Origin of the sequence: Planomonospora sp. ID67723, assembly GCF_015711605.1 — a bacterium.
Taxonomy (GTDB): domain Bacteria; phylum Actinomycetota; class Actinomycetes; order Streptosporangiales; family Streptosporangiaceae; genus Planomonospora_A.
On record NZ_JABTEZ010000001.1, the window covers coordinates 78,882 to 100,152 of the forward strand.

13 protein-coding genes are annotated in these 21,271 nt (G+C 71.2%); 4 read left to right on the forward strand and 9 right to left on the reverse strand.

From position 1 onward, the window contains the following. Positions 1-16: 16 nt before the first annotated feature. The 4 genes from fxsT to HS041_RS00375 form a co-directional block, all read right to left on the reverse strand. Entirely contained in the window at positions 17-3,910 is a 3,894-nt protein-coding gene (fxsT, locus tag HS041_RS00360) for an FxSxx-COOH system tetratricopeptide repeat protein (RefSeq protein ID WP_196438531.1), read from the reverse strand. 2 nt (positions 3,911-3,912) lie between these two features. Further along, positions 3,913-5,142: a TIR-like protein FxsC gene (locus tag HS041_RS00365; protein WP_196438532.1), complete on the reverse strand. Its 1,230-nt coding sequence runs from the start codon at positions 5,140-5,142 to the stop codon at positions 3,913-3,915. 124 nt (positions 5,143-5,266) lie between these two features. Next, a complete protein-coding gene (locus HS041_RS37960; protein ID WP_307845111.1) occupies positions 5,267-7,717 on the reverse strand; it encodes an FxsB family cyclophane-forming radical SAM/SPASM peptide maturase in 2,451 nt (816 codons plus the stop codon). Positions 7,718-7,734: 17 nt separating this feature from the next. Then, positions 7,735-7,908, reverse strand: coding sequence for a hypothetical protein (locus tag HS041_RS00375; RefSeq protein WP_196438533.1), 174 nt, complete (start codon positions 7,906-7,908; stop codon positions 7,735-7,737). Positions 7,909-8,373: 465 nt separating this feature from the next. Here HS041_RS00375 and HS041_RS00380 point away from each other — a divergent pair, with 465 nt between their 5' ends. Further along, entirely contained in the window at positions 8,374-10,404 is a 2,031-nt protein-coding gene (locus HS041_RS00380; RefSeq protein WP_196438534.1) for a thioredoxin domain-containing protein, read from the forward strand. Between the two features lie 248 nt (positions 10,405-10,652). On the opposite strand, the gene HS041_RS00385 is transcribed toward HS041_RS00380, so the two are convergent. Both HS041_RS00385 and HS041_RS00390 read right to left on the reverse strand, forming a co-directional pair. Continuing rightward, on the reverse strand, positions 10,653-12,914 hold the full coding sequence (locus HS041_RS00385) for a transglycosylase domain-containing protein (protein ID WP_307845112.1): 2,262 nt from the start codon (positions 12,912-12,914) through the stop codon (positions 10,653-10,655). Between the two features lie 106 nt (positions 12,915-13,020). Beyond that, complete coding sequence (locus HS041_RS00390) at positions 13,021-13,500, reverse strand: Lrp/AsnC family transcriptional regulator (RefSeq protein WP_196438535.1); 480 nt, start codon at positions 13,498-13,500, stop codon at positions 13,021-13,023. 102 nt (positions 13,501-13,602) lie between these two features. Between HS041_RS00390 and hppD the strand changes: the two genes are divergently transcribed. After that, entirely contained in the window at positions 13,603-14,712 is a 1,110-nt protein-coding gene (gene hppD, locus HS041_RS00395; RefSeq protein ID WP_196438536.1) for a 4-hydroxyphenylpyruvate dioxygenase, read from the forward strand. Positions 14,713-14,890: 178 nt separating this feature from the next. Further along, positions 14,891-16,357, forward strand: a complete 1,467-nt coding sequence (locus HS041_RS00400) for a M1 family metallopeptidase (RefSeq protein WP_196438537.1) — start codon at positions 14,891-14,893, stop codon at positions 16,355-16,357. Positions 16,358-16,425: 68 nt separating this feature from the next. On the opposite strand, the gene ilvA is transcribed toward HS041_RS00400, so the two are convergent. Beyond that, positions 16,426-17,634 carry a threonine ammonia-lyase gene (gene ilvA, locus HS041_RS00405; protein WP_196438538.1) on the reverse strand — a complete coding sequence of 403 codons (1,209 nt, stop codon included), beginning with the start codon at positions 17,632-17,634 and terminating at the stop codon, positions 16,426-16,428. Positions 17,635-17,823: 189 nt separating this feature from the next. Between ilvA and HS041_RS00410 the strand changes: the two genes are divergently transcribed. Next, positions 17,824-18,909: an IS630 family transposase gene (locus tag HS041_RS00410; RefSeq protein ID WP_196438539.1), complete on the forward strand. Its 1,086-nt coding sequence runs from the start codon at positions 17,824-17,826 to the stop codon at positions 18,907-18,909. Here the strand turns inward: HS041_RS00410 and HS041_RS00415 are convergent. Together HS041_RS00415 and HS041_RS00420 are read right to left on the reverse strand one after the other, a co-directional pair. Next, the gene (locus HS041_RS00415) at positions 18,906-19,982 is read right to left on the reverse strand and encodes an ROK family protein (RefSeq protein ID WP_196438540.1); all 1,077 of its coding nucleotides are present in this window, start codon (positions 19,980-19,982) and stop codon (positions 18,906-18,908) included. The genes HS041_RS00410 and HS041_RS00415 overlap by 4 nt on opposite strands. Then, a complete protein-coding gene (locus HS041_RS00420) occupies positions 19,983-21,185 on the reverse strand; it encodes an FIST signal transduction protein (RefSeq protein ID WP_307845113.1) in 1,203 nt (400 codons plus the stop codon). Between the last annotated feature and the right edge of the window lie 86 nt (positions 21,186-21,271).

The following is a 21,271-nucleotide window of genomic DNA, read 5'->3' on the forward strand; positions in this document are numbered from 1 at the left end:
CCCCGCAGTACGGCGGTCAGAACGGCTGTGGTTCGAGGTCGCGGTTGATCCGCCGCCACTGCCGCAGATGGGCCAGGGTGGGATGGTCCTCGCCCAGGACGCGGGCCTTGACCACGAGCACCCGTTCCCGCACCCGCTCGGCCTGGGCCGTGCGCCCCATCGTCTGGAGGGTCACCGCCAGGTTGGCCTCGCACGCGAGCGTGTCCGGATGCTCCGGGCCGAGCGCGGTCCGCAGCGTTTCGAGGGTCCGGCGCTCCAGCGCCTCCGCCTCCGCGGTCCGGCCCACGTCGCCCAGGCAGTTGGCCAGGTTGACGGAGGCGGAGAGGGCGAAGGGATGACTCTCGCCGAGCCGACGGCGCAGACCCTCCAGCACCTCCTCCGCCTGGTCCGCCGCCCTGCCCACCTCACCGGTCCCGCGCAGGTAGATGGCCAGGTTGTTACGTGCGATCAGCGTGCCGGGGTGGGTCTCCCCGAGGTTCTCCCAGTAGACGCGCACGATGCTCGCCGCGCGGTCGCGCGCCGCCGCCTTGTCCTCCAGCGCCGACTCGCAGCAGGCCAGCTCCAGGGTGGCGGCCAGCGCGTCGGGGGTTCCCGGATAGCGCTGCCGGTAGCGTTCCTCGGTCTCCTTCGCCAGCTGCCACGCCTCCTGCTGCTCGCCCGCCCGGCGCAGGGAGACCGCCAGGCTCTTGGCGGCCCGGAGGGTGTCCACGAAGTTCTCGCCCAGGGTCTCCTTGTAGTGCTGCAGCGTGGTCCGCAGCATCTCGACCGACTCCCGGTAGATTCCGATCTCCCGCAGGTCGCGGGCGAGCTGGGTGGCGGAGTAGAGCGTGTACGGGTGGGTGGGACCGAGCACGCGGCTGCGCCGCAGCAGGGTGTCCTCGTCGATCTCGCGGGCGTTGTGGCTGTCGCCGACGAGCCGGTACGACAGGGCCAGGTTGTTGGCGGCGGCGAGGGTCCGCGGGTGGTCCTCGCCGTACAGCGTCTTCCACCGCTCGAAGGTCGACTTGTCCAGCTCCAGCGCCTCGCCGTACTCACCGAGCCCGCGCAGGTCGGCGCCGAGCCCGCCGGCGGTCAGCAGCGTGTGGGGGTGCCGGTCGCCGACGACCCTGCGCTGCATGTCCCTGACCCACTCGTCCAGTTCCCGGGCCTCCTGGTACTTGCCCTGGTACCGCTTGACGTTGGCCACGTTGAACAGCAGGTGGAGCCGCTGGCGGTCGTCGGTGCCGAAGATCTCCTCCCAGTAGCCGGCGAGGAGGTCGCCGAGGGTGAGCGCGCTGTCGAAGTCACCGCGCTTCCACAGGTAGCGCACCCGGTCGGTGAGCAGCTGCCGGGTCTCCTCCTCCGTGCACTCGGTCGCGCGGGAGGGCTGCAGGTGCTGCCAGATGAGGTCGTACCTCGTCCAGTTCTCCGGGTCGTCCACCTCGCCCTGGCGCGGCCGGGCGCCGACCAGGATGCGGTGCACCTCGTGGCAGGCCTCGGCCTGCTCCTCCGGCGTCATCTGGCTGCGGATGACGGACTGGACGAGGCGGTGCACCTGGATGGTGTTGTTGCCCTGGTCCACCTTGGCCAGGGCGAACCTGCCGATCTCCTGGATGACCCGGCCGAGCACCAGCTTCTCGCGCAGCGTCTCGTCGTACGGCAGCAGCGAGCGGATCATCTCGTCGCTGTAGAGCAGGGACATCGAGACCGGCTCGGGGGCGAAGAACGCGCAGAGCTGCAGGAGCCGTACCGAGGCGGGGGAACTCTCACGGAGCTGGCCCAGCGAGAGGTTCCAGGTGACCGCCACGGGGTGGGGGTAGTCGGCGGGCTGGCCCATGGACAGCACCCGGGCGGTCTCCGACTCCAGCTGCTCCACGAACGTGGCGGCGGGCATGCCCGTCTCGGCGAGCCAGGCGGCCGCCTGCTCCACCGCGATCGGCAGGTGGCCCAGGGCCGCCGCGACCTCCAGCGCGTCCTCCGCCGCCAGGCCGGGCACCCTGCGGCTCAGGTGCTCCAGGCTCTCCTGCTGGCTGAAGACGTCGACCTCCAGAGGGGCCGCCACGCTCGACCAGGCCTGGTTGCGCGAGGTGATCACGACGTGGCCGGTCCCGCCGGGGAAGAAGTCCCTCAGCTCGTCCGGGTCGCCCGCGTTGTCGAAGACCAGCAGCCAGCGGGAGTGCGGGTTGCCCACCCGGAGCGCCTCCCGTACGGCCCCCACGACCTCGGCGATGTTCTCCCCGACGCGGATGCCGAGCTCGCGGGCCAGATCCTCGAACGCGGCGTTGATGCGCTCGCGGTCCTCCGACGAGACCCACCAGACCAGGTCGTAGTCGGCCTTGAAGCGGTGGGCGTACTCCAGGGCGACCTGGGTCTTGCCCACCCCGCCCAGGCCGTAGAGGGCCTGCGGCAGCACCACGGCCGCGCTGCCGCCCACCAGCTGGCGCCGGAGCGTCTCCAGCACGGTGCCCCGCCCGGTGAAGGCGGCGTTCCTGGTGGAGACGTTCCACACCCGGGGGACGCTGCCCGGGAAGCGCGCGCCCACGGCCGACACGTCCACGGTCGGCACCTCGTCGGTCCTGCCGAAGGCCTTCAGCAACGTCTCGGCGGCCGGCCGCTCGCCGAGCCTGGTGAGGTCGGCCAGCGCCCTGTCCCCGAACGGCGACGGGAAACGCGCCTCGGAGATCCGCACCGGGACCAGCTCGCCCCGCCCCGCCATCTCGGCGGCCGTCAGGCGCGACCACACCTCCAGGGCCCGGGGCGTGCGCAGGTAGGCGCCGGAGAGCACGGCCACGGTCCTGGGCGCCTCCCCCTCGGGCTCCCCGGCCCCCTCCTCCATCATGTCGACGCCGCGCATCGCGACCCGGTACCCCTGCCGGTCGAGTACCGCGGCGATCCAGTCCGCCCACATCCGGTCCTCGTGCGCGTAGCTGATGTGCACGTCGGTCTGGAGCGTGGGGTGCCGCCGCACGAACTTGTCCAGGTGCCGCAGGCGTACGGACTCCTCCAGCCGGGGGAACGAACTCACCTCGCCGTCGCTGATCACCGAGGTGAGCCGCTCGAAGGCGGCCAGCAACGAGCCCGGCCGCGCCGGGTCGTCCCCGAACGTGGAGAGGATCTCCTCGAAGGCGTAGAAGGGCGTGTACGGGATCTCGACCGCGCCCCAGTACTCATCGGCCTCTCCCTGGGTCAGCCCCTTGGGGAAGCCGTCGAACTTCCGCCTGGCCAGGGCGCGCCCGACGTCGCACCGCTCCTTCTCTCCCATGTCGATGCGCATGGGGACGGGGAAGATGCGGATGTTCCTGTCGCGGTAGCGCTCGCTGATGTCCCTGGCCGTCTGCGAGGCGCCGTCGATGCCCTGGTTGGCCAGGGTGAAGCAGTCGACGAGGATGTCGGGCATCTGGACGGTGCAGATGCCCGCGATGTCGCTGGCGCCGGTGCGGCTGTCGATGAGCGTGTAGTCGTAGCACGCCTTCATGTCGGCGCGCAGCGCGTCGAAGAACTGGCCGCCGCCCTGGCGGTCGTAGAAGTTGTCCCAGTTGAACCCGGAGGCCGGGGAGGAGTAGTCACGGTTGGCACGGCCGGGCGAGAGGTAGTCGAGAGTCCCGCCGTCGGGGAACTCCCAGTCCAGCGAGATCGCATGCTTCTCCGCCCTGGCGTACTCCTTGTGCCAGTCTCCGGGGCGAGGCTCGTTGCGCATCGCCGCCCACTGGTAGTCGGAGATCAGGTCGATGACGCCCGCCGTGGTGGTCGCCACCCCCGGCGCGAGAAACGGGTTGAAGAACTTGTGCAGCCCGGGGGAGTCCAGGTCCCAGTCCACCACGAGCACCCGCTTGCCCGCGCTGGCGAGGATCCACGCCGTGTTGGCCAGCGCCATGGTGCGGCCGGTGCCGCCCTTGTACGAGTAGAAGGTGACGACCTGTCCTTCGCTCATGGTCAATCCTCCGGCCTGGTCAGCTTGGGACGGTCGATCTTGTCGCCGTCGGGGGGGTAGGCGGGGGCGCGGTTCAGGAACCGCTGCTCCGCCCTGCGCAGGACGTCGGGCAGCACGGTCTGGAAGTCGTCGAGTGTCGGGATGTACGGCCTGGCCTCCGGCTCGGCGAGCTTGCTGGCCAGGGCCGCGCGCAGGTGGCCCCGGAGCCGCTCCTGGTTCTCCATCGTCTCGGGGTCGTCCCGGTTCCACGGGACCATGACCGTCACCCACGGCCGTCCCGACCTGTCCACCGGGTGCAGCGCCCGTTTGCACTCCTCGATGGAGGTCGCCCACGGGTCCACCAGCATCACCCCCGGGGCGTGGGAGTCGTCGGCCGCGAGCATCTCGGCGTGTTCGTCCAGGGAGCCGATCTCCGGCAGGAACCCCCGGGAGCGCGCCACCTCGGCGACGCAGGCCGCCAGCGTCTTGCCGTCGTCGTCCGTGCGGTAGGGGTTCCACCGGGGAGGCGTGTCGCCGTAGTAGGCGGGGTTCCTCCCCGGCGGGAGGGTCTCCGTGTCGGGCGCCACGACCGTCACCGTGATCGGCCGCTCGGGCGTGCTGTCGGCGAACACGCTCCTGGCCTCGGTGAAGTTCGGGATGTCCCCGCGCGGCATCGGGGTGCTCTCCGCCACCTCGATGATCCGCTGCCCGAGCTCGTGGATGGCGTTCTGGTAGTGGTCCCGGTACTTCTTGAGCTTCATGATCCCGTAGAAGCCCTTGTCGGCGTAGTGCCGGCCGAGGTCGGTGTGGTTGAACTGGATGTCCCGCGCCACCTGGGGCATCGACTCGGGCCTGACCGGCGTCCAGAGCGCGGGGACGATCGCGTTGGGCATCAGCCCTCCGGCCGCGATGTGATCACTGGCCCGCTCCAGGAATGAGGCCCATTCCTTGCCGCAGGCCTCGCTCTCGAAATAGCGCGGCGAGTAGAGCGGGACGAACACCCGGCAGGTGGAGAGTTGCTCGGAGAGCGTGCGCGGCCAGTTCTCCCCGGTCCTCAGACCCCGGTCCATATATCCGGCCGCACCGGCCGGCAGGCCCGTGTGGTGCAGGATGTAGTCGCACAACGCACGGAAGAGCTTTTCCACCCACTGGTTGGGATCACTGGAGTCCGTACCGTCATGCGACGGGACATGCGCGTAGCTGAGGAAGAAATAAGGCCCTTGGTAACCCCCCGAAGGGTACGGCGCTGCCATCCGCCTCCCTTCCCCTGTGAATACACACTATAGAAACGCAGGGTTTATTGGGAAAGAGCAGATTTATGCCGCGGGCAGCCCGGGATCGGAAACGACGGAAGGCGTCCGGCCGCTTTAGGGGATATCACGGACGCGGCGAGGCCGTTTCGGCCGCCCATTTCTCCCGGTGGTCACGGGCCGAGCGGTCGGCGTGTGCCGAGGCCGCCTCCGGAACGGGTTCGTCCCACCACGCCGCGGCCGACCTCCGCATCTGCGCCACGAACCTCTCGCCGAGCGGGGTCAGCGCGCCCGAGGAGGCGAGTGTCTCGACCGCATCCGCGGTCTGCCGCCGCCAGCGGGCGAACTGCTCGTTCCCCCGTCCCGGTACGGCACGGCGGCGGACCCGCCAGAAGTCGGTGACCGCGAGGTGGGCGTAGGTCCCCTGGAGCAGGCCCTCCAGCGGCCGGGGGTCGTCCCGCCAGGGGGCGTAGAACAGCCGCGTGTCCTGCTCGTCGTAGAGATCGAGGATGTCCAGGATCGCGCCCAGCTTGACGTGCTGGAACTCGTGGATCAGCAGCAGCGCGAGAGTGGCGGGGTCGTCGGGCAGCGCCGCCGCGACGGCGCCGAACGCGTGCCGCGCGGTCGAGCTCACCTCCCGGCCCTCGGGCCCGGGGGTGAGCGGCATCAAGGTGGTGAGCCCGGCGCGCAGACCCGGCGCGTAGTCGGGGTGGTCGGACTCGACCAGCGCCCAGGCCTGTTCGAAGGCCCGCTGCCAGGCGGCCGCCTGGTCGTCGGTGAGCCGGCTCGCAGCCGGCCACTGGTGGCAGTCCCGGAACGGATCGGTGTCCTCGATCGCGACGGAGAAGTCTCCGGCGGAGACCCGTCTCACGGGGTGCCAGCCGGGACGGCCGGCGCCGCCCCGGCCGTCGCCGTTCTCCCCGTCGACCGGCGTGACCGTGCCCGGCGTGCCGTCCCCGGCGAGCGCGAACGTTCCGCCCGCCGTCTCCAGCCGTGCCGTGCCGCCCGCCTCCGGTGCCGCACCGCCGGGATCCGTCTCCAGGACCCCCAGCGTGGGCAGGTGGACCGCGCCCGCGATGACCTGGACGTCGAGCGCGGCGGTGACGCCGGCGCGGATCGCCATGGCGGCGGCGATGTTGGCCAGGTGGCCCGCGTGGCGGCCGTCGCGAAGGCACTCGGTGGCCCAGACCCGGACGTACGGGTGCGCCAGGACGGCGGCGACCACCTCGGGATGCGTGCCGTCCAGCGTGGAGATCAGCTCCCAGGCCGCCGCCGCGCCCCCGCCGGCGGTCACGGGGGCGTTCCCGGGAGCGTTCCCGGCGACGGGTGCGTTGACGGCCGCGTTGACGGCCGCCAGCAGGCCCCTCCGCAGGCTCCGCTGCGACTGGGCCAGGTGGCTCACCTCGTCCGAGCCGCCGAGCCCGGAGGCGAGGGTGTCGATGGTCGCGGACGGCACGGTGTGGGTCGGGGCGTGCATCTTCATCCTGCGGCGAACGTGGGTGATGAGCTTGAACAGGTCGGCGGAGAACACGCTGGGGTTGGCGAACCCCGAGCCGGTCCGGTAGCGGTGGGCGTAGAGTCCGCCGCCGCAGCTGTCCACGACCGGGCAGGCGCGGCACTCCCCGCACAGGCCGTCGAGGCCCTGCTGGCGGGCGAGGATGCCGGTGTGCCGGGCCACCTCGTCGAGGGTGTGCCGCAGCACGTGCAGACCCGTCTCGGGAGCCCCGTCGAAGGCGGTCTTCAGCGAGTCGGCCTGCTCGTAGCCGCCGTCGGTCTCGACGACGACCAGGTCGGACGGCTGCAGCCCGAGCGACTCGGTGAGGCTCGGCTCGCCCGCCGTGGTCCTGATGATCGACTCGAACATCCTGACCGGCGTGGTGCCGCCCTCCGCCGCCCAGGTCTCGAAGACCGTGATGAGCCAGTCGGCGTACGCCGTGGGCGTCGGGCGCGGCGGAGGGTCGTCCCAGGTCGCGTGCGGGAGCAGGAAGTCGATGCGGGGCGGCTCCAGCGCGACGAGCCCGCGGTAGACCGCGATCGGGTCGTTGGCGACGTCGACGGTGCACAGCAGCCCGGCGTACAGCTCGGGACGGGTGCGCAGCAGCTCGACGGCCCGGATCACCCGGTCGTAGCTGCTGCGCCCGTCGGCGAAGCGCCGGTGCCGGTCGTTGGCGGCCCGGTCGCCGTCCAGCGAGACCCCGACCTTGACGCCGTGCTCGGCGAACACCTCGCAGAAGCGCTCGTCGAGCAGGACGCCGTTGGTGTGGATCCGCAGGTCGAGCTCGCAGAGCCCGTCGAGGTGGCCGCGCAGCTCCGCCGCGATGCGGCCGAGCCTGGCGGGTCCGGCGAGCAGGGGCTCACCGCCGTGCATGACCACGTGCACCCGGTCGAGACCGTGCTGCTTGACGTGCTCGGCGATGCGCACGGCCGTCCAGGAGACGACCTCGTCGGAGATCGCCTTGGGACGGCCGCGCCAGCTCTGGTCGGCGTGCTCGTAGACGTAGCAGTGGTCGCACGCGAGGTCGCACCTGCTGTGGACCTTGAGAACGAACTGCCGGAACGGCACGAAGGGCCTGCTCACGGCGGCCCTCCCGGAAATCAGATGGACGAGTTGAACGCGGCCACGTGCACCCGCCGGACATCCGGCGAGTCAGGAAGGATCCTGCGCACGATCTCGTCGAACTCGGCCTGGCGGACGAGGGAGAGCGGGACATCACGGAGATCCCTGATGTCCGACGTGACTTCGGCCTGCTTCTCACCCGTTGCGTTCATGGGCCTCAAACCGCTCTATGTGCTGGCAGGCTCGCTGGAGCCTGTTGATTGGACGGAGAACGGAGAGTTACACCGACCCTGAGGCGATTCTAGCTCCCCGCGATGCGCGCACTGAGGCCTGAACGAGCCGCAGGCAGAGAAGTATTGCACAGCCGTTAGATCAAAGTCACCCGGAAGCAAGGTTCAAAATGCTATGTACCGTTTTATGCCTCAATCAGGTCCACCGTGTCTTCTTACACTTCAGTTACCCTCATGGATAACCGAGGGACACTTTGCCGAATCTGCGAATTTCCACCGTGAGGTGATCGCACCCTCCGGAGCGTGGCCGGTCGGAGCCCCCGCCACCCGCGCGCCCTCCGTCCGCCCTCCCCCGGTTTACTGGGGCGGGGCCACGCGGGGTAGGACCCACCGTGCCGGGCCCTTCGCGTCCCGCGCTCTGAGAACGCACCGACCCAGGAGTTCCCGTTGAACAAGCTGAAGGACGCCACCAGTCCTTACCTGCTCCAGCACGCCGACAACCCGGTCCACTGGTTCGAGTGGGGCGAGGAGGCGTTCGCCGAGGCCAGGCGGCGGGACGTGCCGCTGCTGATCAGCGTGGGCTACTCGGCCTGCCACTGGTGCCATGTCATGGCGCACGAGTCCTTCGAGGACGAGGGCACGGCCGCGCTGATGAACGAGCACTTCGTCAACGTGAAGGTGGACCGTGAGGAACGCCCCGACGTGGACGCCGTCTACATGACGGCCACGCAGGCGATGACGGGCCACGGCGGGTGGCCGATGACGGTCTTCGCCACCCCGGAGGGCCATCCCTTCTACACCGGCACCTACTTCCCCCGGCCGCAGTTCCAGCGCCTGCTGGCCGGGGTCTCGAACGCCTGGAACGGCGACCGCGAGGCCGTGCTGACCCAGAGCTCGAAGATCGTCGAGGCGCTGGGCGGGCGCTCCTCCCTCCCGCCGGGCCCGCTGCCCACACCGGAGACCCTCACCCAGGCCGTGCGGAGCCTCGCCTCCTCCTTCGACCCGGCGCGCGGCGGCTTCGGCGGGGCCCCCAAGTTCCCGCCCTCGATGGCGCTGGAGTTCCTGCTCCGGTACGGCGCCGCAGGGGGTCCCGAGGCGGAGACGGCGGTCTCGATGGCCGGGCGCACGCTGGAGGCCATGGCCAGGGGCGGGATCTACGACCAGCTCGGCGGCGGGTTCGCCCGCTACAGCGTGGACGCCGAGTGGGTCGTGCCGCACTTCGAGAAGATGCTCTACGACAACGCCCTGCTGCTGCGGGTCTACGCGCACTGGTGGCGGTCCACCGGCTCGGAGCTGGGCAGGCGGGTGGCGTTGGAGACCGCCTCCTTCCTGCTGGCCGAGATGCGCACCCCCGAGGGCGGCTTCGCCTCGGCGCTCGACGCCGACAGCGAGGGGGTGGAGGGCAAGTTCTACGCCTGGACCGTGGACGAGCTCCAGGAGATCCTCGGCGAGGACGACGGCGACTGGGCGGCCGGGGTGTTCGAGGTCACCGGCTTCGGGACGTTCGAGCACGGCACCTCGGTGCTCCAGCTCCTGTCCGGCCCGGACGATCCCGAGCGGTTCGAGCGGGTCCGCTCCGCCCTGCTCGCGGCCCGCTCCCGCCGGGTACGGCCGGGCCGGGACGACAAGGTGGTCGCCGCCTGGAACGGCCTGGCCATCGCGGCCCTGGCCGAGACGGGCGCCCTGTTCGACCGGCCCGACCTGGTCGAGGCCGCCCGGGCCGCCGCCGTACTGCTGGACGAGGTCCACACGCGGGGCGCCGACGAGGCCGGGGCCGAAGCAGGCGGCACGGGCGTCCGGCTGCTGCGCACCTCGCGCGACGGGCGGGCGGGCGGCAACGCCGGGGTGCTGGAGGACTACGCGGACCTCGCCGAGGGTCTGCTCGCCCTGTACGGGGTGACCGGGGAGGCTCGCTGGTTCCACCGCGCCGGGGCGCTGCTGGAGACCGTGCTCGCCCACTTCTCCGACGGCTCCGGAGGGTTCTTCGACACCGCCGACGACGCCGAGCGGCTTTTCCAGCGCCCGCAGGACCCCACCGACAACGCCACCCCCTCCGGCCAGTTCGCCGCCGCCGGCGCCCTGCTCTCCTACGCCGCTCTGACGGGCTCGGCCCGCCACCGGGAGGCGGCGGAGGCGGCCCTCGGCACGGTCAGCGTCCTCGCGGCCCAGCACGCCCGCTTCGCCGGCTGGGGCCTGGCCGTGGCGCAGGCAGCCGTCTCCGGGCCTGTCGAGGTGGCCGTCGTCGGTCCGGTGGATGACCCCGCCACCGCCGCGCTGCACCGAACCGCCCTGCGCTCCCCGGTCCCTGGCCTGGTCGTCGCCCTCGGAGAGCCCGGCTCGCCCGGTGTGTCCGGTGTGCCGCTCCTCGACGGCCGGGGGCTGGTGGACGGCTCCCCCGCCGCCTACGTGTGCCGGGGCTTCACCTGCAGGATGCCGGTGACCACCCCGGCCGCCCTGGAGATCGAGCTGGTCTCCTGACGGCCGTCGCCGGTCCGGTCGCCGGGACCCCGGCCGCTCCCATCCGTGAGCACTCGGACAAGCCCCGCCCCTGGGCAGACGTGTTCCGCGGGGATTGCTGAGAGCAATATCTATTGCTCTCAGCAATCCCCACGAAAAGGGTCGGCGGTTCCGTCACGGATCCGTCCGCCTGTTCTGGCCGTACGCGTTCTGCCACAGCCCCCTGGGCCGCACGATCATCCCGGAGGCGGCTTCCGCCACCGGTTCGGCTAGCCGACAGGCCGGGTACTGTTCCCGGGCTCCGCGCGGCGATCGGTGGTGCTGGGATCGCCCCCCTCGCCGCCTCCGCCGGTCCCGCCGGTCCCGGAGCCGTCGCCGCCTCCGCCGGTCCCGCCGGTCCCGCCGGTCCCGCCGGTCCCGCCGGTCCCGCCGTCACCGGTCTCGCCGCCGTCCCCCGTCCCGTCCCCGCCGGTTCCGTCCCCGGTCCCGTCGCCCTCTCCGTCGCCGGAGCCGTCGGGGTCGGGGACGCCGGTCTGGCCGGGGTCGGGGACGGGGACGGCCGTCTCCTCCGGGGCCGGTGTGGGGACGGCCGTCTCCCCGGGGACCGGCCGGGGATCGACGATCTCGCTGCCCCCGCCGTAGCCGCCGTCGTGGGGGCCGTCACCGTACGGATCCGAGCGATCGTCGCCCGACGGCTCCGGGAACTGCTCGACCGGCTTGCCCGCCATCGCCTCGGACATGAAGGCGCGCCAGATCTGGGCCGGGTACTGTCCGCCGGACTGGGCGCTCCCGCCCACCACCACCGGCTTGTTGTCGTCGCGGAACATGTTCACGGCGACGGAGAGCTGCGGGGTGAACCCGGTGAACCAGGCCGATGCCGACTTGTCGGTGGTGCCGGTCTTGCCGGCCGCCGGGCGGTCGTAGAGACGGGCCGCGGTACCGGTGCCGCCCGTGACGACCTCCGTCAGCGCGTAGGTGACGTCGGCGGCGGTCTGAGTGGAGAAGACCTGTTCGCCCTTCTCCACGACCTTGGTCTTCTCCTTGCCGTCGGCGATCGAGCGGATCACGTGGGCCGGGCGGCGCACGCCGTTCGCGGCGAAGGTGGCGAAGCCGGAGGCGTTCTGCACGGCGCTCACCGAGGCCACGCCCAGCGGCAGGGTGGCCGCGTTCTGGTGGGGGGTGAGCTGGTCGACGGGGATGCCCGCGGCTTCGGCGGTCTCGACGACCTCGTGCAGGCCGACGCGCTGGCCGAGGTCGACGAACGCGGTGTTCACCGAGTGCCGCATGGCCCTGACCAGATCGACCTGGCCGTAAGACCTGCCGCCCGAGTTGGGGATTCCCCTGGGGGCGGAGGCGACCCGCATGGGCGAGTTGCCCTCCACCCGGGTTCCGAGGTCGAAGCCGTTCTCCAGGCCCGCGGCCAGCACGTAAGCCTTGAAGGTGGAGCCGGCCTGCACCTCGGCGGAGAAGGAGTTGTCGAACTTGTTGGCGCTGTAGCTGGGCCCTCCGTAGAAGGCGAGGACCTCGCCGGTCGCGGGGTCGACGGCGGCCAGGCCGGTGCGAACCTGCTTCGGGGTGTCCTCGGGCAGGACCGAGGTGACCGCCCGCTCGGCGGCCTCCATCAGCTTCTTGTCGAAGGTCGAGACGATCTTCAGCCCGCCCTGGTTGACCATCTCGTCGGTGTAGCCGCGCCTCTTGAGCTCGGCCATGACCTGGTCGAGCATGTAGCCCTTCTGGCCCTCGGGCGTGAAGACCGCCTTGGGCTCCCGCAGCGCGGGGAACTTCGTCTTGGCCGCCTCCGCCGGGGTGAGCGCTCCGGTCTTCACCATGCCGTCGAGCACCCATCGCCAGCGCGCCTCGGCCGCTTCCAGGTCGGGGCCCTTGGGGTCGGCGAAGCGGGAGGGCTGCTGGATCACCGCGGCGAGATAGGCGCTCTCGGCCACGGTCAGCTCGTCGGCGCCCTTGCGGAAGTAGGCGTCGGCCGCGGCCTGGATGCCGTCGGCGCCCCGGCCGAAGTAGATCGTGTTGAGGTACTGCTCCAGGACCCAGTTCTTGGACTGGGAGCGGTCCACCTTCAAGGAGATCATGATCTCCTTGAGCTTGCGGACGGCGGAGCGCTCCTGGCTGAGGCCGCTGTAGTAGTTGCGCACCATCTGCTGAGTGATCGTCGAGCCGCCCTGGAGCTGCCGCCCGGTGACCGTGGACCACACCGCCCGCGCGGTCCCCCGGAGGGAGACGCCGCTGTCGGAGTAGAACGAGCGGTTCTCGGCCGCGATGACCGCGTCCTTCAGACTGTCGGCGACCTTGTCCAGCTTCACGACGCGGCGGTTGACGCCCTGCTTGGCGAGAACGGTCTTGCCGTCGCGGTAGTAGATCACCGACCCCTGCGCGGTCGCGCCGGCCTGGGTGCTGTCCGGGATGGGGGTCATCGCCCACGCCACCGCGAACAGCGCGAGCGACGCGACGAAGCCGACGCCGAAGACGACGAGCGCGGCCCGCAGGACCCTTCTCCCGCGACTGCCCTTCCCCACCTGACGACACCCCCGTTTCAGGCCGCAGCGACCCCCGTCAGCTGGGCGAACCGTTAAGGGTAAACGATGGATAACGAAACCTGATTCCCATCTTTGGATGGTACGGCTAGCGTCCGCCCTGGTGGGGGAGGTCCGCCACCAGGGGAAGGATCCGGTATGGCACGGGGGTGTCCAGCGCGATCACCGACGAGGTCCTGACGACTCCCCGGACCTCGACGATCAGGTCGATGACCCGCTGCAGGTCGGCGTTGCTGCGCGCCACCACCCGGCAGTGCATGTCGTCGCCGCCGGTGATCGTGTGCACCTCCAGCACCTGCGGGATCTTCGCGAGCTGGTCGGCGACCGGGTCGTGCCCGCTGATCTGGCGGATCTGCAGGGTGACGAAGGCGGTCACGTCGTAGCCGAGCGCGGCGGGCGCGATGTCGGGACCGAATCCGGTGATCACCCCTCGGGCGGCCAGCCGGTCGAGGCGGGCCTGGACCGTCCCCCGGGCCACGCCGAGCCGCCGGGAGCACTCCAGTACGCCCAGCTTGGGCTCCTCCGCGAGCAGGGCGATGAGCCGGGCGTCGAGCTGATCAATCGTCATGGTGTACAGGGTAACCGTCATTACCAGCCAGTAGCTATACAGGTTGTCTACCTGAATAAGTAACTGTTGCACAGACAGCCCACCGAAACCGAAAGTGGGGCTATGAGTGACGTCTTTCCCGTGAACGGCATGGACGCCGTCGTCTTCGCCGTGGGCAACGCCAAGCAGGCCGCCCACTACTACTCCACCGCCTTCGGCATGCGGCTGGTGGCCTACAAGGGCCCGGAGAACGGCAGCCGTGACGAGGTCGCCTATGTCCTCACCTCCGGAAGCGCCCGGTTCGAGCTGCGGGGATCCCTGCGGCCGGGCACCGACCTCGCCCGGCACGTCGCAGAGCACAGCGACGGCGTGATCGACCTGGCCATCGAGGTCCCGGACGTGGAGGCCGCCTACGCCCACGCCCTTGCCCAGGGCGCCAGGGGGCTGGCGGAGCCGTACACGATGGAGGACGACCACGGCAAGGTGGTCCTCGCCGCGATCGCCACCTACGGCGAGACCCGGCACACCCTGGTCGACCGCTCCAACTACAGCGGGCCGTACCTGCCCGGATACGCCGCGGCCGAGCCGCTCGTCGCCCCGCCCGACGTGAAGAACGGCCGGCTCTTCCAGGCCGTCGACCACTGCGTCGGCAACGTGGAGCTCGGCAAGATGGACGAGTGGGTGGAGTTCTACAAGAGGGTCATGGGCTTCACCAACATGGCCGAGTTCATCGGCGACGACATCGCCACCGAGTACTCGGCGCTGATGTCCAAGGTCGTCGCCGACGGCACCCGCAAGGTGAAGTTCCCGCTCAACGAGCCGGCGATCGCCAAGAAGAAGTCCCAGATCGACGAGTATCTGGACTTCTACGGAGGCCCGGGCGTGCAGCACATCGCGCTGGCCACCAACGACATCCTGACCACGGTCGACCACATGCGCGCGGCCGGGGTGAAGTTCCTGGACACGCCCGACTCCTACTACGACGACCCGGAGCTGCGGGCCCGCATCGGCGAGGTCCGCGCGCCGATCGAGGAGCTGAAGAAGCGCAGGATCCTGGTCGACCGCGACGAGGACGGCTACCTGCTGCAGATCTTCACCAAGCCGGTCCAGGACCGCCCGACGGTCTTCTTCGAACTCATCGAGCGCCACGGCTCGCTCGGCTTCGGCAAGGGCAACTTCAAGGCGTTGTTCGAGGCCATCGAGCGTGAGCAGGAGCTCCGCGGCAACCTGTGAGCCGCCAGGCCTCCCTCCGGACGGGGCCGGTCCGCCGCGGCGGACCGGCCCCGTCCGGTCGACGACCCGACGACCCCGGAATCCGTCACTGTCAGTGCCGGCCCCTTCCGGCTCGCGTAGTCTTGCGAACCTGCGCCCCGGCACGGCACGGCCCGGGCCGGAAAGGGGACAGCTCACCATGGCGTCGGGTCGGCCCGCCATCGCGGCAACCACCGTCCTTCTGCTCGCGCTGGGCTGCTCCGGGTCCGGCGAGACCGGCACCCCCGTCACGGGGAGCGCGCCGCCCGGCATCGCCTCGCCCGCGAGCACCCCGCCCGCCGCGGGCCCGGGTGCGCCCGGGATCGGAGACCCCGACTTCCCCACCGACGGCAACGGCGGCTACGACGTCGAACACTACGGCCTGAAGATCGACTACAACCCGGGGGCCAAGCACCTGTCCGGCGTGGCCACGATCAGGGCGAAGGCCCTCCAGGAGCTGTCCAGCTTCAACCTCGACCTGTCCGGGTTCACGGTCGAGCGGGTCGCCGTGGCCGGCGGCCCCACCACGTGGCAGCAGGGCCTCGTGTTCGAGCGGACCGGGGACGAGCTGACAGTGACCCCCTCCGACCCGATCCCCGCCGGGACGGCGTTCACCGTCGAGGTCGCCTACGCCGGGGAGCCCCGGCCCGTCAAGAACTCCTCCAACCTCGGCACCTACGGGTTCATCCCCACCCGGGACGGGGCCTTCGTCACCTGCGAGCCGAACGGCGCCAAGACCTGGTTCCCCGGCAACGACCACCCGTCCGACAAGGCGCGCTACGACTTCGAGATCACCGTTCCCGCCGGGCTGACCGCGCTGGCCAACGGGGAGATGACCGACAGGCCGCGGACCACCGGCGGGAAGACCACCTACCGCTGGCGGGAGGACCACCCGATGGTGACCTACCTGGCCACCATGACCCTGGGCAGGTTCGAGCTGCGCGAGGGGACGACGGCCTCCGGCATCAAGAACCTGGCCGCCGTGGATCCGCGTTTCCGCGACTCTCTGGACGACCTCTACACGCTCTCGGGGAAGATCACCGACTACTGGGCCACCGTGTTCGGCCCCTACCCGTTCTCCTCCACCGGTGGCGTGGTGGACGACTTCTCCGCCGGTTACGCGCTGGAGAACCAGACCAAGCCCATGTACGGCGGGTTCGACCCGGATGAGGGCATCATCGCCCATGAGCTCGCCCACCAGTGGTTCGGCAACAGCCTCAGCATCCGGCGGTGGAAGGATCTCTGGCTCAACGAGGGCTTCGCCACCTACGCCGAATGGCTCTGGTCGGAGCACGAGGGCGACTCCACCGCCGAGCAGCTCTTCCGCCGCCACTACGCGGCCGGGCAGGACGACGCGATCTGGAAGTACGCCCCCGGCCGGGCCCGGCCGGACGACCTGTTCAACAGCTCGGTCTACACCCGGGGCGGGATGACCCTGCACGCGCTCCGGCAGCGCATCGGCGACCGGGTCTTCTTCGAGCTGCTGAAGACGTGGAGCGGGGAACACAAGTACGGCTACGTCACGACCGAGGAGTTCACGGCGCTGGCCGAGAAGCTCTCCGGCAAGCGGCTCGACGCGCTCTTCGACGCCTGGCTGTTCCAGGAGCGCAAGCCCACCACCTGGTAGAACCACCGGAGCACGGTGCCGTCCGGGGAGCGCGGGACCGTCCGGCCCGGCGGGCGGCGCCGTACGGCTCAGCCGGAGACGGGCCGGTAGCCGTGTCCGCGCAGGGAGCCCAGCACCTCCTCGGCGTGCTCGGGCCCCCGGGTCTCCAACTGGAGCTGGACCTCGACCTCGCCCAGGTTCACCCCGACCCGCTCGTGCGCGATGTCCAGCACGTTGGCCCGCAGCCGCGCCACCTCGGCCGTCAGCGCCGCCAGCGTGCCGGGCCGGTCGGGCAGCGAGACGCGCAGGGTCAGGTAGCGCCCCGCCGCGGCCAGGCCGTGCCGCAGGACCTTGGCCAGGAGCAGCGGGTCGATGTTCCCCCCGGAGAGCACGGCCACCACGGGCGGTTCGAAGACCTGCGGGTGGGCCAGGACGGCCGCCACCCCCGCCACCCCGGCGGGCTCGACGACCTGCTTGGCTCGCTCCAGGCACAGCACCAGCGCCCGGGAGATCTCCTGCTCGGTGACCGTGACCACGCTGTCGACCAGGTAGTGGATCAGCTCGAAGGGCAGCTCGCCCGGCCGGCCCACCGCGATGCCGTCGGCCATCGTGACGGCGGGCTGGACCATGACCGGGTGCCCGGCCGAGAGCGAGACCGGGTAGGCGGCGGCCCGCTCCGCCTGCACCCCGACGATCCGCACACCGGGCCGGAGGGACTTGACCGCGAGCGCGACCCCCGCGGCCAGGCCGCCGCCGCCCACGGAGAGCACGATCGTGCCGGTCTCCGGGAGCTGCTCCAGGATCTCCAGCCCGATCGTGCCCTGCCCCGCGATGACGTCGGGATGGTCGAAGGGGTGGATGAACACCGCTCCGGTCCGCTCGGCGTGCTCCCGGGCCTCCGCCAGCGCGACGTCCACGGTGTGCCCGGCGAAGATCACTTCGGCGCCGTAGGAGCGGGTCGCGGCCACCTTGGGCAGGGGCGCGCCCTCGGGCATGTAGACCGTCGCCTTGGCCCCGAGCAGGCCGGAACCGAGCGCCACGCCCTGCGCGTGGTTGCCCGCGCTGGCCGCGACCACGCCCCGTCCCAGCTCCTCCCGCGTCAGCCGGGCGATCCTGACGTAGGCGCCGCGCACCTTGAACGAGCCGGAACGCTGGAGGTTCTCGCACTTGAGATGGACGGGCCCGCCGATGGCGTCGGAGAGCACGTGGGAGTGGAGGACCGGGGTCCGCACGGCGACGCCGGCCAGGAGCTCACGGGCGGCGACCACGTCCTCGAAGGTCACCTGCTGCGCTGACATGCGGGTTATCCTCCCACCCGGCGGGCGCGGACCAGGCCAGGCCGAGGGCCCGGCCCGTACGGCGCGGCGGGTGTGCGAAGCCGTACCTAGTGAGCCGGTCTTGAGCTGTGGTGTCACCACATGAGGTGAATTGTGTTTCAGGCCGCAGCGCGAGGTGACGAGACCTCCGCGCCGCGTTCTGCTGGAGGGATGAGTGATCCACGACTGGAGCCGCTGGTGCTGACCGAGCTCGAACGCTCGACGTTGCAGGGGTGGGTGAAACGCCGTACGACCGCGCAGGGCTTGGCACTGCGGGCACGGATCGTGCTGGCCTGCGCCGAGGGCGGCAGCAACATGGCGGTGGCCGGACGCTTACGGATCCACCGTAAAACCGTGGCCCGCTGGCGCAGCCGGTTCCTGTCCGCCCGGCTGAACGGACTGCATGACGAGCCCCGGCCCGGCGTGCCGCGCACCATCACCGACGCCCAGGTCGAGGAGGTGGTAGTGCGCACGCTGGAAGAAGTCCCTGCCGGAGCCACCCACTGGTCCAAACGCGAGCTGGCCCGGAAGGTGGGCATCTCCCCGACCAGTGTGCTGCGGATCTGGCGGGCGTTCGGCCTGCAACCGTGGCGGACCGAGGACTTCAAGATCTCCCCGGACCCGCTGCTGATCGACAAGATCCGGGACGTGGTCGGACTGTATCTGGCCCCGCCGGCCGGCGCGGTGGTGTTCTCGATGGATGAAAAACCCCAGATCCAGGCCCTGGAACGGACTGCGCCCGTCCTACCGATGCTGCCCGGGACCCCGGAGCGGCGCAGCTTCGACTACATCCGGCACGGCACTGTGGACCTGTTCGCCGCGCTGAACACCGCAACCGGCCAGGTGATCAGCAAACTGTCGGCCCGGCACCGCGCGATCGACTTCCGCGACTTCCTGGCCGAGATGGACCTGCAGGTCGAACCCGACCTGCAGGTCCATGTGATCTGCGACAACCTCGCGGCGCACAAGGCGCCGCTGGTGCACCGCTGGCTGCTGGCCCATCCACGCTTCACGCTGCATTTCACCCCAACCTATGCCTCGTGGATCAACCAGGTCGAACGTTGGTTCGCCGAGTTGCAGCGACGCTGCCTGGAGCGTGGGGTGTTCTGCTCCCTGGGGGCGCTGACGACCGCTCTGGAGGAATGGATCGCGTTCTGGAACGACAATGCCAAGCCGTTCCGGTGGACCAAGACTGCCGACCAGATCATCGACCGTATCTGCCGCTACTGCGACAGGATCTCAAGACCGGCTCACTAGTCCCCGGGCGACCAGTAGCGGTCGGCGGCGAGGACGAGGGCGGCGGCGCCGACGAGACCGGCGTCCTGGCCGAGGGAGGCGGGGACGACGCGGACCCGCCGGGCGAAGTCCAGCCTGGCGTGGGCCCGGAGGGTCTCCTCCATCGGGTCGAACAGCAGGGGTCCCGCCTGCGAGAGGCCGCCGCCGATGGTGACCACGTCGAGGTCGCACAGATGGGTGGCGGAGGCGATGGCCAGGCCGAGCGCCCGCCCGGCCCTGCCCATGGCGGCCAGGGCGATCCCGTCCCCGGCGGCGGCGTCCAGCGCGAGCTGCCGCCCGCTGGCGGCCGCTGCCTCGACGTATGCCGGGGCGTCCGGTCCCGGTGCGTCACCGGCGGTCCCGGCCCCCTGTCCCGTGGCCCCGCTCATGGCCCCGCTCGTGGCCCCGCCCGTGGCTTCGTCTGTGCCCGTGCCCGTGACCCGCCCCTGGACCCGGCCCGGGGTCCAGCCCTGCTCGACCGCCCAGGCCGCCAGGCCGGGCCCGCGGGCGATGGCCTCCAGGCAGCCGCGGCCGCCGCAACCGCAGACGGGGCCGCCGGGATCGACCACGATGTGCCCGATGTGCCCAGCGTTCCCGCTGCCGCCGTCGATCAGCCGGTCACCGAGGACCAACCCGCCGCCCACCCCGGTGGACACGACCATGCCCAGCATGTTGGCGCTGCCCCGCCCCGCCCCGCGCCAGTGCTCGGCGACGGCCACGCAGACGGCGTCGTTGTGGATGCGGACCGGCACCCCGGGGAACCGTCCGGCCAGCCGGTCCCGCAGCGGGAAGGCACGCCAGCCGGGCATGTTCAGCGGCGAGACGGCCCCGTCCGGCCACGACATCGGGCCCCCGCAGCCGATTCCCACCCCGGCGACCGGGGAGCCGCCGGTGACGCCGGCGACCAGCTCGTCGAGCGCCTTCCACAGGGTCGCGGCGTCGCCGCCGGGCGGGGTGGCGACCCGCTCGGCCCTCCGGACGTCTCCGTCGGGGCCTACCAGCGCGGCGGCGAACTTCGTCCCGCCGATGTCGACGGCGAGCACAGACTCGGACATTCAACGATCATAGGACTGCCCCGCCGGTGGGCGGGAGGAGGAGAAGGCCAGCAGGCACGCGGTGAACCCGTGCACGTGGTTGCGGCTCCCCACCGGGCCGATCTCCCCTGCCGCGAAGAACCCGGCCACGCCGATGGGCCCCATGGTGTCGCTGACCGCCATCGTGTCGTGGTCGGCGGTGCCGAACATGGCCGAACCCCGGCCGTTGCACGAGAACAGCAGTGCGCCGTCCACCCGGCCGAACTCCTCCCGGTGGGCGTCGAGCAGTTCGTAGAGGTCCTCGTCGGCGGTGGCGGCGTCGCGGACCTGGAAGCGGACGGTGCGGCCGATCTCGACGACGTCGCCGATGGCCACGGCCTCCCGGTCGGGGTCGATCCCGAGCACCCCGCGGATCAGGAAGTCGCCGTGCTCGTGCCGCTCGGCGTACTCGTCGATGGCGATGCCGATCTGCAGCCCCGAGGCGACCAGCTCGCGGTCCTCCTCGTCCAGCGCGCTGACGATCTCCTCCAGCCGGGCCAGGGCGGGCTGACCCGCGAGTTCGAGCAGCAGGTTCTCCTCGACCCCGGTGACGGTCATGGACGGGCCGATCGGACGGCAGCCCTGGCTGACCACGGTGCTGACGTTGACCTCGCCTCCGATGACCACCCCGACGGCGCCCTCGGTGTGCACCTCCCCGTTGACGAACAGCCGCACCGCGTCCCGGCCGAGGAAGGCGTTGGCCAGGCCGCCGACCAGGGGGAGGTCGCCGAGGACCTCCGCCGACCGCTCGACGAAGCCGTCGGTCGGGAAGGTGTAGGGGTCGGCCAGCAGGATGGCCACCCGGTCGTCGGGACCGCGCTCCGGCAGGCCGACGACGACGAAGCGGTCGTCGGCGCGCAGGCTGTCCAGCGCGAAGGTGGTCAGCCGGGCTCCGTCCAGGGTCGCGGCCCAGGCGCTCACCGACGGCGTGACCTCGATCCCCTGCCCGTCGCCGATCACGCCGGTGGAACTGCAGCCGATCACCGTGGCTCCCGCGGCCAGGCTCATCGCCCGCTGCCCCGCCCGGGTGACCTCGTCGGGGTCGTCACCGCAGACGAAGAAACAGACCAGGTCCGGCGGGCCGCTCAACCCGTGCAGGGCCTGCCCGACCGCGGACTCCGCCGCCGCGACCAGGTCCGTGCCCACGGCGAGACCATCGGCGAAGCGGCTTGTCAACAGCGCCACGTGTCTCGCCTCCCCTCTTGTCCGAAGTCTTCGTATCCGGAGTGTCTTCCCTGAATTCCGAAGCCTTTTCCTGAGCGATTCTCCCC

What these genes read in the sequence shown, in the direction of transcription:
- fxsT (WP_196438531.1), bottom strand. Translation starts at nt 3,910, where the DNA reads ATGAGCGAAGGACAGGTCGTCACCTTCTACTCGTACAAGGGCGGCACC.
- HS041_RS00400 (WP_196438537.1), top strand. Translation starts at nt 14,891, where the DNA reads ATGGCGTCGGGTCGGCCCGCCATCGCGGCAACCACCGTCCTTCTGCTC.
- HS041_RS00390 (WP_196438535.1), bottom strand. Translation starts at nt 13,500, where the DNA reads ATGACGATTGATCAGCTCGACGCCCGGCTCATCGCCCTGCTCGCGGAG.
- HS041_RS00410 (WP_196438539.1), top strand. Translation starts at nt 17,824, where the DNA reads ATGAGTGATCCACGACTGGAGCCGCTGGTGCTGACCGAGCTCGAACGC.
- ilvA (WP_196438538.1), bottom strand. Translation starts at nt 17,634, where the DNA reads ATGTCAGCGCAGCAGGTGACCTTCGAGGACGTGGTCGCCGCCCGTGAG.
- hppD (WP_196438536.1), top strand. Translation starts at nt 13,603, where the DNA reads ATGAGTGACGTCTTTCCCGTGAACGGCATGGACGCCGTCGTCTTCGCC.
- HS041_RS00365 (WP_196438532.1), bottom strand. Translation starts at nt 5,142, where the DNA reads ATGGCAGCGCCGTACCCTTCGGGGGGTTACCAAGGGCCTTATTTCTTC.
- HS041_RS00415 (WP_196438540.1), bottom strand. Translation starts at nt 19,982, where the DNA reads ATGTCCGAGTCTGTGCTCGCCGTCGACATCGGCGGGACGAAGTTCGCC.
- HS041_RS00375 (WP_196438533.1), bottom strand. Translation starts at nt 7,908, where the DNA reads ATGAACGCAACGGGTGAGAAGCAGGCCGAAGTCACGTCGGACATCAGG.